Raw genomic sequence first — 15055 nt, forward strand, 5'->3', positions numbered from 1 at the left:
GGCAGCGCTGCCAGCCCCATCCTCATCCAGGGCACCGGTGTGTGGACGATCGACGACTCGTACAAGATCAAGGTGAACGCGGTGAACGTGGAGGACGGCTTTCCCGGCTGGACCTACGAACTTCCCGAGGCCGAGTGGAAAGACCTGGCGGTCGGTGGCAACAGGGCTTTCGTCAGACACGGCGGATCGCTCTACGCCCTCCCCGTATTCTGACCCCCTCCCAGCCACGGACAGCAACGGGGCCGCCCCGCCGAAGCGGAAGCGGCCCCGTGCCAGGAACCGGAACCGGTCACGAACCGCCCGTCACCGATGGGCGTCCGGCACCAACCCCACCTGCACCAGCGGCTTCCCCCGCTTGCGCGACACGAAGGTGCCGCGCCCCGCGGGCATCGGCCGCGGCCGTACCCCGCCCAGCAGGTCGCCCTCGTTCGGGTCGCCGGCGAGGACCACGCCCTGGGCGCCGAGTTCCTTCATGCGCTGCATGAACGGCTCGTAGCCGGCGCGGCCCGCGCCCGCGGTGGAGCGGGCGATGATGAAGCGGACGCCGACGTCCCGGGCGAACGGGAGCAGTTCCGTGAGACCCGACAGCGGGTTGCCGCTGGACGTGGACACCAGGTCGTAGTCGTCGATGACGATGTACACCGTGGGGCCCTGCCACCAGCTGCGGTCGCGCAGCTGCTCGGGCGTGACGTCGGCGGTCGGCGTGCGGCGCTGCATCAGGTCGGCCAGCGCGTCCATGTGGTGCTGCATCTGGTTGGACATGGGGATGTACTCGGCCAGATGCGAGGTGGGGGTCACCCCGAGCAGGGAGCGCCGGTTGTCGACCACGAACAGCTTCGCCTTGTTGCCGTCGTAGCGTTCGGTGAGGCGCTGGATGAGCAGCTTGAGCAGGTTGGACTTGCCGGACTCGCTCTCGCCGAAGACGAGGAAGAACGGGTCCTGCTCGAAGTCCACGAACACCGGCTCGAGGTTGTCCTCGTCCAGCGCGAAGGCGATGCCCCGGTTCGGGAAGCGGTTCCCGGGCGGGAGCTGCTGCGCCGGGAACTCGCGGGGGAGCAGGCGGACCTCCGGGGCGCCGGGCTGCTGCCAGTGCCGGGAGACCTCGGCGGCCAGCGCCTGCGTCGCCTCGGCCAGGTCCGTGTCGGAGGAGAGGCCGTCGATGCGCGGGACGGCCGCCATGAAGTGCTGCCGCTGCGGAGTCTGGCCCCGGCCGGGGACACCGGTCGGAACGTTGGCCGCGACCTTGCGGTCGAACTCGGAGTCCATGGGGTCGCCGAGCCGCAGCTCCAGGCGGTTCATCAGGTGGTCCTTGAGGTTGGAGCGGACCTCCATGGAGCGCGAGGCGGTGAGGATCACGTGCATGCCGTAACCGAGACCGCGGGCCGCGATGTCCAGGACGGCCGGCTCCAGACCGTCGTAGTCCTGGCGGAAGTTGCCCCAGCCGTCGATGACCAGGAAGACGTCGCCCCACGGCTGGTCGGTGGTGGAGATGTCGCCGCGGGCGCGCCGGGTGCGGAACTCGGCGATGGAGGAGATGCCGGCGGTACGGAAGTACTCCTCGCGGCGGGTCATGATGCCGTACACCTCGGCGACCGTGCGCCGCACCTTCTCCGGGTCCAGACGCGAGGCGACGCCGCCGACGTGCGGCAGGCCCGCCACGGAGGACAGACCGCCACCACCGAAGTCCAGCCCGTAGAACTGCACTTCCTGCGGGGTGTGGGTGAGGGCGAACGACGCGATGATCGAGCGCAGCAGGGTCGACTTGCCGGACTGCGGGCCGCCGAGGATCTGCATGTGGCCGGCCGCGCCGCCGAAGTCGGTCCACAGCGGGTCGCGGCGCTGCTCGTACGGCTTGTCGACGATGCCGACGGGAATGACGAGCCGTCCCGCGCCCTCGTAGCCGGGCTGGGTGAGACCGCGGCCGGGCACCGCGGCCAGGCCGGGCAGCAGGGAGTCCAGCGACGGCGGGCTGTCCAGCGGGGGCAGCCACACCTGGTGGGCCGCCGGGCCCTGCGCCTCCAGCCGCCGCACGATGACGTCGAGCACGGTGTCGGCGAGCGCGTCGTCGGTCTGGTCGGGCTCCTCCTGGCGCTGCTGCGGCACCGCCACGTACTGGACGGGCACCTGCGAGGCCGTGAAGAGCACGGGCCTGCGGTCCACGGGGAGCGGGCCGCCGTACGCCGCCGCCTGCTGGGAGCTGGAGCGGTACACGCCGGAGACGTACGCCGCCTTGAAGCGGACCATCTCGTCCGTGCCGAACTTCAGGAAGCCGGAGCCGGGCACGTTCGGCAGCTCGTAGGCGTCCGGGACGCCGATCGCGGCGCGTGACTCGGCCGCGGAGAACGTGCGCAGACCGATCCGGTACGAGAGGTAGGTCTCCAGGCCGCGCAGGCGGCCTTCCTCCAGGCGCTGCGAGGCGAGGAGCAGGTGCACGCCGAGCGAGCGGCCGATACGGCCGATCTGCACGAACATCTCGATGAAGTCCGGCTTGGCGGTGAGCAGCTCGCTGAACTCGTCGATGACGAGGACCAGCGAGGGGATCGGCTGGAGCGCGGCACCGGCCTGGCGGGCCTTCTCGTACGCGTGGATGTTGGCGTAGTTGCCCGCGTCGCGCAGCATCTCCTGGCGGCGGTTCAGCTCACCGCGGATGGAGTCGCCCATGCGGTCGACGAGGGTCAGGTCGTCGGCGAGGTTGGTGATGACGGCGGCCACGTGCGGCATCTGGGACATGCCCGCGAACGTCGCACCGCCCTTGAAGTCCGCGAGGACGAAGTTCAGCGTCTCCGAGGAGTGCGTGACCGCGAGACCGAGGACGAGGGTGCGCAGCAGCTCCGACTTGCCGGAACCGGTCGCGCCGACGCACAGGCCGTGCGGGCCCATGCCCTCCTGCGCCGCCTCCTTGAGGTCGAGCATCACGGGCCGGCCGTCCTCGCCGACACCGATCGGCACCCGCAGCCGCTCGGACTGCGAGCGCGGCCGCCAGGTGCGGCGCGGGTCGACGTTCGCCGCGTCGCCGAGGTTCAGCAGGTCGGTGAACTCCAGGTTGGCGAGCAGCGGTTCGTCGTCGTCGCCGCCGGACGCCACGCGCAGCGGCGCCAGCTGGCGCGCCAGGGCCTCCGCGGCCTCGTAGGACAGCACGTCCGGGGTGCCCTCGTAGACCATGCCGTGCGCGGATTCCAGGCGCAGCTCGCGCGGGTGCACGACGATGGACAGGTCGCCGCGTCCGGTGGTGAGGTCGCCGGGCACCACCTCGAGGACGGTGACGCCCTGGAGCCCCTCCGGGCTGGCCAGCAGCGAGGTCGGCGGCAGGGAGACACCGTCGAGGACGACCACCAGGTGCGGCTGCTCGGGCACCGGCGGCGCGCTCGGGTGGAAGCGCGGGCGGCCCTGGAGCCGAGTGCCCAGCAGGTCCTCCAGCTCGACCGGGTCGGTGGTGATCAGCCGCCGGCTGCCGGCGCCGTCGGCCTCGCCCCTGGCCTGCACGTGCGGCAGCCACTTGGCCCACTCCCACTCGGGCGCCGACTCGCGTCCGGTGGCGACGGCGACGACCAGGTCCTCGGGGGAGTGCAGCGAGGCGAGGGAGGCGGCGACCGCGCGGGCGGCGCCGCGCACGGTGGCCGGCTCGCCGCTGATCGACACGTGGTAGAAGGCCCGCAGCGAGACCGCCATGGGCAGGTCCTCAAGGGTGCTGTGGGTGGCCACGAAACGCTGCATGGCGCCGGCCGTCAGCGGCTCCAGCTGGTCGACGGGTGCGCTCTCCGGCGGGACCAGCGGCGTCGCCAGGGCCTGCGCGCCGAGGCCCACGCGCACCTGCCCGAAGTCCTCGTCGCCCGCGCGGCGCTCCCACACCCGGCTGCCCTCGGCGACCAGTGCCCACAGTTGCTCCGGTGAAGGGTGCAGGTAGTACTGGGCGTCGCGCTGGGCCTTGGCGGTCTGCTGCGCCGCCCGGCGGGCCTGGGAGAGATAGCGCAGGTAGTCGCGGCGGATGTCGGCGATCTGCCCCTGGGTGCCGCGCCGGTGACGGATCAGCATCGCGATGCCCATGGCGATCGTCGAGGCGATCATCACCATGCCCATGATCTTCATGAAGGGCTGGGCCTGCGGGTTGAAGAAGAACACCACGGATCCACCCATGCCGAGCATGGGCAGAAGCTGCATCAGGGCGCCTTCGCGCTCCCCGCGCGGAAGCTCCGGCGGAGGCTGCAACACGACTTCGTTCGTGGGCACTTCCCGCGGCAGAGCCCTCGGTGGGCGCTTGACGACGATGTGGCTCACTTCGCACCAATTCCCTTGCCGGACCGACCGTTCCGCTCGCCGCCCCGTGTCCGGCGAACGTCGGTCGCGAAGCGCGATCCTACTGACAACCACTGACATCGGTGGGCGGTAGGGTGCCGTTGGGACGTGTGAACAGTTGCGAATCGGGCCCCGCAGAACCGGGCAATCCGCACTGTTCGAAGCGAGTGCCTCCCGCACGGGGACCGGCTGCTCCCGGGCAACGCGGTGCATCACCGGCGGCACGGGCGGTGCGGCACAACGTACACAGGATCGTTACAGGCGGTCGCGCGCTCGGCGCCGGGACCGCCGTACCACCGACGAGGGGGAACAGCAGGTGAGCATGACGGCCTCCGCGCCGACCGGCGCGACCGGCGGAGCGGGCACCGGAGCCCCTTCCGGGGCGGGCACCGGCTTCGGATTCTGCCGGGTCACCATCGTGGCGCCCGACAGCCGCATCGACGTGGCCCTGCCCGACGACGTGTCGGTCGCCGACCTCTACCCGGAGATCCTGCGGCTGTCCCGGCAGACCTCCGCCGAGGGCGCCCCGGTCGGCTACCACCTCGTACGCCGGGACGGCACCGTCCTCGACGGGTCCCGGTCCTTCGCGGCCCAGCGCATCCTCGACGGCGAGCTGCTGACGCTGCGTCCGTTCGCCGAGTCGCTGCCGCCCGCCGTCTTCGACGACGTCTCCGAGGCGGTGGCCACCGCCGTCACCGAGGACCGCACGCTGTGGAGCGGCACCCTCACCCGCGCCGCGGGCCTCGTCGCCGGCGGGATCCTGCCCGCGCTGCTCGCCTTCGTGGTCTGGAACTCCCAGCTCCGCCACGACATGCACAGCCTCCAGGGCATCCTCGCCGCCGTCGCCGGCGTCCTCCTGGTCACCCTCGCCTGCGTCCGCGCGCGGGTCTACGACGACCGCGGCTCGGCGGTCGCGCTCGGCCTCGGCGCGCTGCCGAACATCGCCGTGGCGGGCTCCGGACTGCTCCCGCTGTCGGAGGGGCAGGGCATCGGACGGCTCCAGTTCCTGCTCGCGTGCGCGGCCGTGCTCGTCGCCGCCCTGGTCCTCACGCTGGTGTCGCCCAGCGGCGACGGCCCGTTCGTGGCATTCGTGTTCGCCTCCGCGATCAGTCTGCTCACCACGTTCCTCGCGATCCTCACGCAGCTGAAGCCCATCGAGACGGCCGCCGTCTGCGCGCCGCTCGCGGTCTGCGCGCTCGCCTTCCTGCCCGGCCTGTCCATGCGCTTCGCGCGGCTGCCCATCGGCTTCGAACCGCCCAGCCCCGGCCGCGGCTACACCGACGAGGAGACCGCCCCGCAGGAGCCCGTCGACCAGCAGCGCATCGCCGCCCAGGTCCGCCGCGGCCACGAACTGCTGGTCGGCCTCGTCGGTGGCTGCGCGCTCGTCACGGTCGGCGCGTCGATCGTCCTCGGCTTCTCCGACAACGTCTGGGCGCAGCTCCTGGCCCTGGCCACCGGCGTCGCCATGCTGATGCGGGCCCACCTGTTCCGCTACACCGCACAGGTCGGCGCCACGCTCGCCGCCGGTCTCGCCGCGCTGGTCTTCCTCGGCCTCGGCCTCGCCCTGAACCCGCCGAACGCCTACCTTCGCGACGCCCTCCAGGGCGACACCACCGGCCTGGACATCCGCTCGGTCTGGCTCGCCGCCGCGATCGCCGCGACCGCCGCCCTGCTGACCGCGATCGGCCTGATCGCCCCGCGCAGCGGCGTCACCCCCTTCTGGGGCCGCTTCGTGGAGATCGCCGAGACCTTCGTCCTGCTGACGCTGGTCCCGCTGGCGCTCGCCGTGTTCGACGTGTACGCGTCCGCACGGTCGATGGCCGGCAACTGAGCCCGCCGAGGCAGAGGGAAAGGGACCCCGCACCGTGAGCTTCGGCCCGCCTCCGTCCGTGTACACCCAGTCCTCCGTGACGGCGGACCGGCAGCGCAGGAAGCGCCGGGCGGCGCTGCTCGCCGCCGTGGCCGCCGTCGTCGCGCTGGCGCTGTCCGCCGGTGCCTGGCTGTGGTGGCCGCAAACGGCACCGGACGACGCCAGACCGGCGGCCGCGCCGGCCCAGCACCGGCTCGACGTCCGGGAGACCGTCGAGCGACGCCCCGCCGGCAACCGGGGCGTCATGGCCGTACGTTTCTCCGCCGACGACATGAGCCCCGGCGAGCGCTACGAGATGCCGGGCCTGTGGGCGACGGACAAGATCCTCGCCAAGGGCATCAACAAGACCCTCATCGGCCTGAGGATGGGCACGGACGCCGCCGTCGGCGACGAGGCCTGGAAACTCTCGCTGGGCGGACCGATCTGCGGCAGGACCCGGCATGTCACCGTCGAGAACCGGACCGCCGTCCTCTTCAGGGACAACGAGGACAAGGAATCCCTCTGCAACCACGTCGCCTTCGTCGACCTCGACGACGGCGAGCTGGTGTGGCAGGCCGAGTTCCCGATCTCCGGCAACGGCCTCGGCACCCCCGATGACGCGGGCAGCCAGGAGACGCCAGGCGTGACGCTCACGCATGCCGTGGTGGTCGTGACCTGGGGCGGCGGCACGGACGCGTACGACATGGACGGGGGCAAGCTGCGCTGGCGGGCGAAGGCGGGCAGGAATTGCGACGCCAGCGGCGCGGGCGGCGGCAAGGGCCTCGTCGTCCGCTTCTCCTGCTGGCAGGAGGATGCCCCGGTCAGCCAGGGAAGCACCTTCGAGGTGCGCGGTCTCGACCCGGGCACCGGCGCCACCCGGTGGACGTACGAGCCCGCCACCGGCGTCAAGGACGTCCGGATCGTGTCCTCCGCCCCCGCCGTCCTCGCCACCTCGGCCGGCGACATCGGCATCACCGAGATCATCTCGCTCGACGAGCGCGGCGAGTACCGCGCCACCGTCCCGCTGCAGCGCGGCGCGTACGTCGCGGAATGCAGCGACGAGATCACCTATCTCGCCGCCGACGAGTGCCCGTCCGTCGCGGTGGGCGCCGGGCAGGTCTTCCTGACCAGCAAGGAACAGGGCGACCTGGTCCACAACGCCAACTGGATCATCGGTTTCGACCTGGCCACGGGCCACTCGGTCAAGAAGTTCGAGTCCGGGCCCAACGCCCTGCTCCGCCCCCTGCGGATGAGCGGCGACCAGCTCCTCGCGCTGCGCGAGAGCAGCGACCACATTTCCCCCACGGCGTTGGTCAGCCTGAACCCGAAGACCGGCGCCGAGACCCCGTACTTCTACTTCGACCTTCCGTCGGAGGGCTGGAACCTGCTCTCCATGGAGTACGCCGACGCCGTCGTCCAGAACGGCCGGCTCTTCTTCGGCGCCCGGACGGCGGAGAACTCGACCGACGGCAAGGCGTGGGTGTGGCTCGCCCTCGGCGTCGAAAGCGCCGAGGTGAAGAAGCCGTAGAGAAGCCGGCAACGGGACGTACGCGCGCGTGGGACCCCAGCGGGTGCCCCACGCGCGCGTACCGCGGCTACTGCTCGGGCGCCGGCTCCAGATCGAACTCCCCGTCCCGCGCCCCCAGCACGAAGGCCCGCCACTCCGCCTCGGTGTACCGCAGCACGGTGCCCGGGTCGAGCGAGGACCGCATGGCCACGGCGCCACCGGGCAGATAGGCGATCTCGACGCGTTCCTCGTGCTCCTCGGTGCCCGGCGCGCCGTGCCACTCCACCCCGGAGATGTCGAGGGCGTACAGCTCGTCCCGCTCCCGCTCCTTGCGCGCCTTGGTCTCCGCTTCCGTCTCCGCCATGCCGCACCGGCCCCTTCCCCGCGTGCCCGACCATGTACAACGGCTCACCCTAGTGGCCGTACCCCCGCCGCCGGGCCGGTTCCGGTACCGCGGGACGGGCGCCGTCCACGGGCTGGTACCCTGAGTGACGGCCGTTTGTGTACGCGCCCCCGGAGCACCGCTCTGGAGGCCGCGCCCAGCGGATCCCCGCCTTCCGAGTCACGGAAGATCCCCCGAGAAGCAGACCGGGGGCACTCGGTGGCCACTCACAGACTATGAGGAGTACGCGTGTCGCTCGACGCCGCAGTGAAGAAGCAGATCATCTCCGAGTTCGGTACCAAGGAGGGTGACACCGGCTCCCCCGAGGTCCAGGTCGCTCTGCTCTCCCGTCGGATCTCCGACCTGACGGAGCACCTGAAGACCCACAAGCACGACCACCACTCCCGGCGTGGCCTGCTGATCCTGGTCGGTCAGCGCCGTCGCCTGCTGCAGTACCTCGCCAAGAAGGACATCCAGCGCTTCCGTGCGCTGGTCGACCGCCTGGGCATCCGCCGCGGTGCGGCGGGCGCCAAGTAACTCGGCGTGCAGGGAGCGGTTCCCACGTGAGGGGGCCGCTCCCTTTGCTGTACGTGCGGACTGTCACCACACCTTTGTAGTGTGGTAGCACAACGCATGTAACGCGTGCCGCACGGCGCAGAACGACGTGCGACACAGAACGAGGAGACGCGCACCACGCCGCCGCCGGTCCTCGGTAGTGGCCCCCGGGGGGAAGCGAGCCCCGGGTGCTTCGATCGAAGACCGGCCCGCACAGCACGGCGCGCATCTCCGGAATGTCCCCCTGCCACACGGGCAGTCGAGGGACGAAAGACGACAACAAAACGGAGAGATCGCTAGTGGAGAACGAGACCCACTACGCCGAGGCCGTCATCGACAACGGCTCTTTCGGTACCCGCACCATCCGCTTCGAGACGGGCCGCCTCGCCAAGCAGGCCGCCGGTTCCGCCGTGGCGTACCTGGACGACGACACCATGGTGCTGTCGGCCACCACCGCCTCCAAGCAGCCCAAGGACCAGCTCGACTTCTTCCCCCTGACGGTGGACGTCGAGGAGCGGATGTACGCCGCCGGCAAGATCCCCGGCAGCTTCTTCCGCCGTGAGGGCCGGCCCTCCGAGGACGCCATCCTCACCTGCCGCCTCATCGACCGCCCGCTGCGCCCGTCCTTCAAGAAGGGCCTGCGCAACGAGATCCAGGTCGTCGCCACGATCATGGCGCTCAACCCCGACCACCTGTACGACGTCGTGGCGATCAACGCCGCGTCCGCGTCCACGCAGCTGGCCGGCCTGCCCTTCTCCGGCCCGATCGGCGGCGTCCGCGTCGCGCTGATCCGCGGCCAGTGGGTGGCCTTCCCGACGCACACCGAGCTCGAGGACGCCGTCTTCGACATGGTCGTCGCGGGCCGCGTCCTGGAGGACGGCGACGTCGCGATCATGATGGTCGAGGCCGAGGCCACCGAGAAGACGATCAAGCTGGTCGAGGGCGGCGCCGAGGCGCCGACCGAGGAGGTCGTCGCCGCCGGTCTGGAAGCCTCGAAGCCCTTCATCAAGGTGCTCTGCAAGGCGCAGTCGGACCTCGCGTCCAAGGCCGCCAAGCCGACCGCCGAGTTCCCGATCTTCCTGGACTACCAGGACGACGTCTTCGAGGCGCTCAGCGCCGCCGTCAAGCCCGAGCTGGCCCAGGCGCTCACCATCGGCGGCAAGCAGGAGCGCGAGTCCGAGCTGGACCGCGTCAAGGCGCTCGCCGCCGAGAAGCTCCTGCCGGAGTTCGAGGGCCGCGAGAAGGAGATCTCCGCCGCGTACCGCTCGCTCACCAAGCAGCTGGTCCGCGAGCGCGTGATCAAGGAGAAGAAGCGGATCGACGGCCGCGGCCTGACGGACATCCGCACCCTGGCCGCCGAGGTCGAGGCCATCCCGCGGGTCCACGGCTCGGCCGTGTTCGAGCGTGGCGAGACCCAGATCCTGGGCGTCACCACCCTGAACATGCTGCGCATGGAGCAGCAGCTGGACACCCTCTCCCCGGTGACCCGCAAGCGCTACATGCACAACTACAACTTCCCGCCGTACTCCACCGGCGAGACCGGCCGCGTCGGCTCCCCGAAGCGCCGCGAGATCGGCCACGGCGCCCTCGCCGAGCGCGCCCTGGTCCCGGTCCTGCCGACCCGCGAGGAGTTCCCCTACGCGATCCGCCAGGTCTCCGAGGCGCTCAGCTCGAACGGCTCGACGTCCATGGGCTCGGTCTGCGCCTCCACCATGTCGCTGCTGAACGCCGGTGTGCCGCTGAAGGCCCCGGTCGCCGGTATCGCCATGGGTCTGATCTCCCAGGAGATCGACGGCGAGACGCACTACGTCACCCTCACCGACATCCTCGGTGCGGAGGACGCCTTCGGCGACATGGACTTCAAGGTTGCCGGCACCAAGGAGTTCGTGACCGCCCTCCAGCTCGACACCAAGCTGGACGGTATCCCGGCCTCCGTCCTGGCCGCCGCCCTCAAGCAGGCCCGCGACGCGCGTCTCCACATCCTCGACGTGATGATGGAGGCCATCGACCGGCCCGACGAGATGTCCCCGAACGCGCCGCGGATCATCACCGTGAAGATCCCGGTCGACAAGATCGGTGAGGTCATCGGCCCCAAGGGCAAGATGATCAACCAGATCCAGGAGGACACGGGCGCCGAGATCACCATCGAGGACGACGGCACGATCTACATCGGTGCCGCCGACGGCCCGTCCGCCGAGGCCGCCCGCGCCACGATCAACGGCATCGCCAACCCGACGATGCCCGAGGTCGGCGAGCGCTACCTGGGCACGGTCGTGAAGACGACCACCTTCGGCGCGTTCGTCTCCCTGCTGCCCGGCAAGGACGGTCTGCTGCACATCTCGCAGATCCGCAAGCTGGCCGGCGGCAAGCGCGTGGAGAACGTCGAGGACGTCCTCGGCGTGGGCCAGAAGGTCCAGGTCGAGATCGCCGAGATCGACTCCCGCGGCAAGCTCTCCCTCGTCCCCGTGATCGAGGGCGAGGACGAGTCCGACAGCGGCGCCGACGAGACGACGAAGGACGACGCCGACCAGTGACGTCCCGTGGCTCCAAGGCGACGGCCCGCACCTCCTCGGAGGCGCGGGCCGTCGCCCGTACCCAAACCCTCATCAAGGGCATGAACGGCATCGGCACGGTCCGCAAGACCACCCTCCCGGGCGGCCTGCGCATCGTCACCGAGACCCTGCCCTCGGTCCGCTCCGCGACCTTCGGCATCTGGGCGCACGTCGGCTCCCGCGACGAGACCCCGGCGCTGAACGGCGCCACGCACTACCTGGAGCACCTGCTCTTCAAGGGCACGAACCGCAGGTCCGCCCTGGACATCTCCTCGGCCGTCGACGCCGTCGGCGGCGAGATGAACGCGTTCACGGCCAAGGAGTACACGTGCTACTACGCGCGCGTGCTCGACACCGACCTGCCGCTCGCCATCGACGTCGTCTGCGACATGCTCACGGACTCCCTGATCCTCGAGGAGGACGTCAACGTCGAGCGCGGTGCCATCCTCGAAGAGATCGCCATGACCGAGGACGACCCGGGTGACTGCGTGCACGACCTGTTCGCGCACACCATGTTCGGCGACAACCCCCTCGGCCGCCCGGTCCTCGGCACCGTCGACACGGTCAACGCCCTCACCGCCGACCGCATCCGCCGCTTCTACAAGAAGCACTACGACCCGACCCACCTGGTGGTCGCCTGCGCCGGCAACATCGACCACAACAAGGTCGTACGCCAGGTCCGCGCCGCCTTCGAGAAGGCCGGCGCGCTGAAGGACCTGGACGCCCGGCCGGCCGGCCCGCGCGCCGGGCAGCGGACCGTGCGCACCGCCGGCCGCGTCGAGCTGCTCGGCCGCAAGACCGAGCAGGCGCACATCGTGCTCGGCATGCCCGGTCTGGCCCGCACGGACGAGCGCCGCTGGGCCCTGGGCGTGCTGAACACCGCCCTCGGCGGCGGCATGTCCTCCCGGCTGTTCCAGGAGGTCCGTGAGAAGCGCGGCCTGGCCTACAGCGTGTACTCGTACACCTCGGGCTTCGCCGACTGCGGTCTGTTCGGCGTGTATGCGGGCTGCCGCCCGTCGCAGGTGCACGACGTGCTGAAGATCTGCCGCGACGAGCTGGACCACGTCGCCGAGCACGGTCTGTCCGACGAGGAGATCGACCGCGCCGTCGGCCAGCTGCGCGGCTCCACCGTCCTCGGCCTGGAGGACACCGGCGCGCTGATGAACCGTATCGGCAAGAGCGAGCTGTGCTGGGGCGAGCAGATGTCGGTCGACGACATGCTGGCCCGGATAGCCTCGGTCACCCCGGACGACGTCCGTGAGGTCGCCCGCGACATCCTGGGCCGGCGGCCCTCGCTGTCGGTCATCGGCCCGCTGAAGGACAAGCAGGCCGCGCGGCTGCACGACGTCGTGGCCTAGTCACCTCCCGTTAGGAAGCAAGAAGATGAGCAAGCTGCGTGTGGCGGTCCTCGGTGCCAAGGGCCGGATCGGATCCGAGGCGGTCCGGGCGGTCGAGGCCGCCGAGGACATGGAGCTGGTGGCCGCTCTCGGCCGGGGTGACACGCTGGAGACGCTGACCGCGGCCGGCGCCGAGGTCGCCGTCGAGCTGACCACGCCCGACTCGGTGATGGACAACCTCGACTTCTGCGTACGTCACGGCATCCACGCCGTCGTCGGTACGACGGGCTGGACCGAGGAGCGTCTCGCGCAGCTGAACGGCTGGCTGGCCGACTCCCCGAGGACGGGCGTCCTGATCGCCCCGAACTTCTCGATCGGGGCCGTCCTGACGATGAAGTTCGCGCAGATCGCCGCGCCGTACTTCGAGTCGGTCGAGGTCGTCGAGCTGCACCACCCGAACAAGGTGGACGCCCCGAGCGGCACCGCCACCCGCACCGCCCAGCTCATCGCCGAGGCCCGCCGCGCCGCCGGCACCGCTCCGGCCCCGGACGCCACGGCGACCGCCCTGGACGGCGCCCGGGGCGCGAACGTCGACGGCGTGCCCGTTCACGCGGTTCGCCTGCGCGGCCTCCTGGCCCACCAGGAGGTCCTGCTGGGCGGTGAGGGCGAGACCCTCACCGTCCGGCACGACTCGCTGCACCACAGCAGCTTCATGCCCGGCATCCTGCTGGGTGCCCGCCGCGTGGTGACCACCCCGGGCCTCACCTTCGGCCTGGAAAACTTCCTGGACCTGGGCTGACCGGCACCATGCGAGCCAAGCTGTCCTACGCCGTCACGGCCGCCGTCCTGGTGTTCTACTTCCTCCTGGTCGGCAGCCGTGGCGTCCTGCTCATCCAGTCCGGCACCCCGCTCACCGTGACCTTCGGCGTCGCGGTGCTGATCCTGCCGGTCATCGGGGTGTGGTTCCTGTGGAAGAACACCCAGTTCGTCCGCAAGGCCAACGCCCTCGCCGCCGAACTCGACGCCGAGGGCGGACTCCCCGTCGACGAGCTGAAGCGCCTGCCCAGCGGCCGGATCGACCGTGACTCGGCCGACGAGGTGTTCGCCCGGCGCCGGGCCGAGACCGAGGCGGCCCCGGACGACTGGCGCACCTGGTTCCGCCTCGCCGTCGCCTACCACGACGCCCGCGACACCCCGCGCGCCCGCAAGGCGATGCAACGCGCCATCGCCCTGCACGACGGCAGGACCGCCGAGGCCTGAACCGAACCACCCGCGAACATGAGAGGGGCCGGTCCGCACGCCGCGGACCGGCCCCTCTCACGTGTTCTCCTCGCTCAGCCGCGCCCGTACTCCGCCGCCCACGCCTCCACCGCGTCCGCCGCCCGGTCGAAGGCCTCGATCCGGGCCAGGAAGTCGGCGTTGTGCGTGGTCAGCAGCGGCGGCAGATCGCCGGTGGCCCGGCCGTCGCGGACGAGGGTCAGCGCCTGCCCCTGCACCGCGCGCGGCAGCCCCAGCCAGCGCACCGGCTGCTGCACCGTCCGTACGGCCACCACCCGGTCCCAGGACATCGTGCGGGTACGGAAGAAGCCCACCTGGCGCAGCCCCCGCGTGCTCACCCAGACGCCCATGCGCAGCATCCGCAGGGCGACGGCGATCATCACCAGCGCGACGCCGAAGACCACACCGCCCTCGGCCGGGGTGCCGGTCAGCGCGATGACGACCGCCGCGAACAGCACGTACGAGGCGAGCAGCAGCCAGATCGCCGCCACGCCCACCCGCCAGGGACCGGGCCGGTAGGGACGCCGCCAACGGTCTCGGTCGTCGAACGGCAGCGCGACATCGTCCGCCGCATCGAAGGCTCGGTCGGCCGTCAGAAAGGGCAGGGGCACGTCGGGTCCTCACTCGATCCAGGCGCGGGCTGTGCCCGGTGAGGCTATCGACCTGGGTGCCGCCCCACCACCCTAGGGGGGCCGTCCGGGTCGGCCGGGGCTCAGCGCCCGTCGGAGGCCTGGGACTGCTGGGACGGAGCGGACGCCTGGTCGAGCTCCAGCGCCGGCATCCCCACCACCAGGGACCCCACCAGCGCGGCGACGATGGTCAGGCCGAGCAGTGTGCGCCCGGCCAGCTCACCGAGGGACGCCCGCTCGCGGGGCGGGGGAGTGACGTTGCTGCGGAACCTGTCGGCTTCGGCGACGAAGGCGAAGGGCACGGGCTCGCGCCGACGGAACATGGAGGCACTTGCTCCTCTCCGGGATGGGATCGGGACGGTTGTCGTCACCAACACAGACGCGTGAGTACCCGGAGAAGTGCCGGATTACCGGGAAAAACTTCCCGTATGGCACTGAGTAAAGTGGACGCCGCACCTCAGCCGTGATGGGAAGGACCCTCTTGACCTCCGCCGACGCCCCCCACCCCGACATCACCCTGCGCAGTGACGTCACGGTCGAGCTGGTGAAGTCCAGCGCGTCCGACTCGGACGTCCTCTTCGCCGCTCGTGTCTCGACCCTCGGCGAGCATTCCCTCGCCGAGCTCCAGAAGGACCCCGAGCGCTCCAGGGGACTGATCAACTACCTGATGAGG

12 protein-coding genes and 1 pseudogene are annotated in these 15055 nt (G+C 71.1%); 9 read left to right on the forward strand and 4 right to left on the reverse strand.

The window, feature by feature from the left end; all coding sequences use genetic code 11:
* The coding region (locus CCN42_RS42750) for a hypothetical protein (RefSeq protein WP_158102137.1) at nucleotides 1-213 on the forward strand (213 nt) is incomplete at its 5' end.
* 90 nt (nucleotides 214-303) lie between these two features.
* Here the strand turns inward: CCN42_RS42750 and eccCa are convergent.
* Entirely contained in the window at nucleotides 304-4275 is a 3972-nt protein-coding gene (gene eccCa / locus CCN42_RS28215; protein ID WP_086739831.1) for a type VII secretion protein EccCa, read from the reverse strand.
* 340 nt (nucleotides 4276-4615) lie between these two features.
* On the opposite strand from eccCa, the gene eccD reads away from it, so the two are divergent.
* Nucleotides 4616-6124, forward strand: coding sequence for a type VII secretion integral membrane protein EccD (gene eccD, locus CCN42_RS28220; RefSeq protein ID WP_086739845.1), 1509 nt, complete (start codon nucleotides 4616-4618; stop codon nucleotides 6122-6124).
* Nucleotides 6125-6158: 34 nt separating this feature from the next.
* Nucleotides 6159-7670: a PQQ-binding-like beta-propeller repeat protein gene (locus CCN42_RS28225; protein ID WP_245877501.1), complete on the forward strand. Its 1512-nt coding sequence runs from the start codon at nucleotides 6159-6161 to the stop codon at nucleotides 7668-7670.
* A gap of 67 nt (nucleotides 7671-7737) precedes the next feature.
* Here the strand turns inward: CCN42_RS28225 and CCN42_RS28230 are convergent, their stop codons facing one another.
* Nucleotides 7738-8013 (reverse strand): DUF397 domain-containing protein, encoded by a 276-nt coding sequence (locus tag CCN42_RS28230; protein ID WP_086170610.1) that lies wholly within the window; start codon nucleotides 8011-8013, stop codon nucleotides 7738-7740.
* A 267-nt stretch (nucleotides 8014-8280) separates the two neighbouring features.
* On the opposite strand from CCN42_RS28230, the gene rpsO reads away from it, so the two are divergent.
* The 5 genes from rpsO (at nucleotide 8281) to CCN42_RS28255 (ending at nucleotide 13735) form a co-directional block, all read left to right on the forward strand.
* Nucleotides 8281-8568 (forward strand): 30S ribosomal protein S15, encoded by a 288-nt coding sequence (rpsO, locus tag CCN42_RS28235; protein ID WP_004924725.1) that lies wholly within the window; start codon nucleotides 8281-8283, stop codon nucleotides 8566-8568.
* A gap of 317 nt (nucleotides 8569-8885) precedes the next feature.
* Nucleotides 8886-11120: a polyribonucleotide nucleotidyltransferase gene (locus CCN42_RS28240; protein ID WP_086739833.1), complete on the forward strand. Its 2235-nt coding sequence runs from the start codon at nucleotides 8886-8888 to the stop codon at nucleotides 11118-11120.
* Nucleotides 11117-12496 (forward strand): M16 family metallopeptidase, encoded by a 1380-nt coding sequence (locus CCN42_RS28245; RefSeq protein ID WP_086739835.1) that lies wholly within the window; start codon nucleotides 11117-11119, stop codon nucleotides 12494-12496. Before CCN42_RS28240 ends, CCN42_RS28245 begins: the two co-directional genes overlap by 4 nt.
* A gap of 25 nt (nucleotides 12497-12521) precedes the next feature.
* Nucleotides 12522-13274 (forward strand): 4-hydroxy-tetrahydrodipicolinate reductase, encoded by a 753-nt coding sequence (dapB, locus tag CCN42_RS28250; RefSeq protein ID WP_086739837.1) that lies wholly within the window; start codon nucleotides 12522-12524, stop codon nucleotides 13272-13274.
* A gap of 8 nt (nucleotides 13275-13282) precedes the next feature.
* Nucleotides 13283-13735 carry a tetratricopeptide repeat protein gene (locus CCN42_RS28255; RefSeq protein WP_086739839.1) on the forward strand — a complete coding sequence of 151 codons (453 nt, stop codon included), beginning with the start codon at nucleotides 13283-13285 and terminating at the stop codon, nucleotides 13733-13735.
* A 74-nt stretch (nucleotides 13736-13809) separates the two neighbouring features.
* On the opposite strand, the gene CCN42_RS28260 is transcribed toward CCN42_RS28255, so the two are convergent.
* Together CCN42_RS28260 and CCN42_RS28265 are read right to left on the reverse strand one after the other, a co-directional pair.
* A complete protein-coding gene (locus tag CCN42_RS28260) occupies nucleotides 13810-14364 on the reverse strand; it encodes a hypothetical protein (protein WP_086739841.1) in 555 nt (184 codons plus the stop codon).
* Between the two features lie 101 nt (nucleotides 14365-14465).
* Complete coding sequence (locus CCN42_RS28265; protein ID WP_086739843.1) at nucleotides 14466-14705, reverse strand: hypothetical protein; 240 nt, start codon at nucleotides 14703-14705, stop codon at nucleotides 14466-14468.
* A 158-nt stretch (nucleotides 14706-14863) separates the two neighbouring features.
* On the opposite strand from CCN42_RS28265, the pseudogene CCN42_RS28270 reads away from it, so the two are divergent.
* Nucleotides 14864-15055: pseudogene (locus CCN42_RS28270) on the forward strand (FAD-dependent thymidylate synthase); the annotation flags it as partial.

It is taken from the genome of Streptomyces glaucescens, from assembly GCF_002154375.1.
Lineage (GTDB): Bacteria > Actinomycetota > Actinomycetes > Streptomycetales > Streptomycetaceae > Streptomyces > Streptomyces glaucescens.

What these genes read in the sequence shown, in the direction of transcription:
- eccD (WP_086739845.1), top strand. Translation starts at nt 4,616, where the DNA reads ATGACGGCCTCCGCGCCGACCGGCGCGACCGGCGGAGCGGGCACCGGA.
- CCN42_RS28230 (WP_086170610.1), bottom strand. Translation starts at nt 8,013, where the DNA reads ATGGCGGAGACGGAAGCGGAGACCAAGGCGCGCAAGGAGCGGGAGCGG.
- dapB (WP_086739837.1), top strand. Translation starts at nt 12,522, where the DNA reads ATGAGCAAGCTGCGTGTGGCGGTCCTCGGTGCCAAGGGCCGGATCGGA.
- CCN42_RS28255 (WP_086739839.1), top strand. Translation starts at nt 13,283, where the DNA reads ATGCGAGCCAAGCTGTCCTACGCCGTCACGGCCGCCGTCCTGGTGTTC.
- CCN42_RS28265 (WP_086739843.1), bottom strand. Translation starts at nt 14,705, where the DNA reads ATGTTCCGTCGGCGCGAGCCCGTGCCCTTCGCCTTCGTCGCCGAAGCC.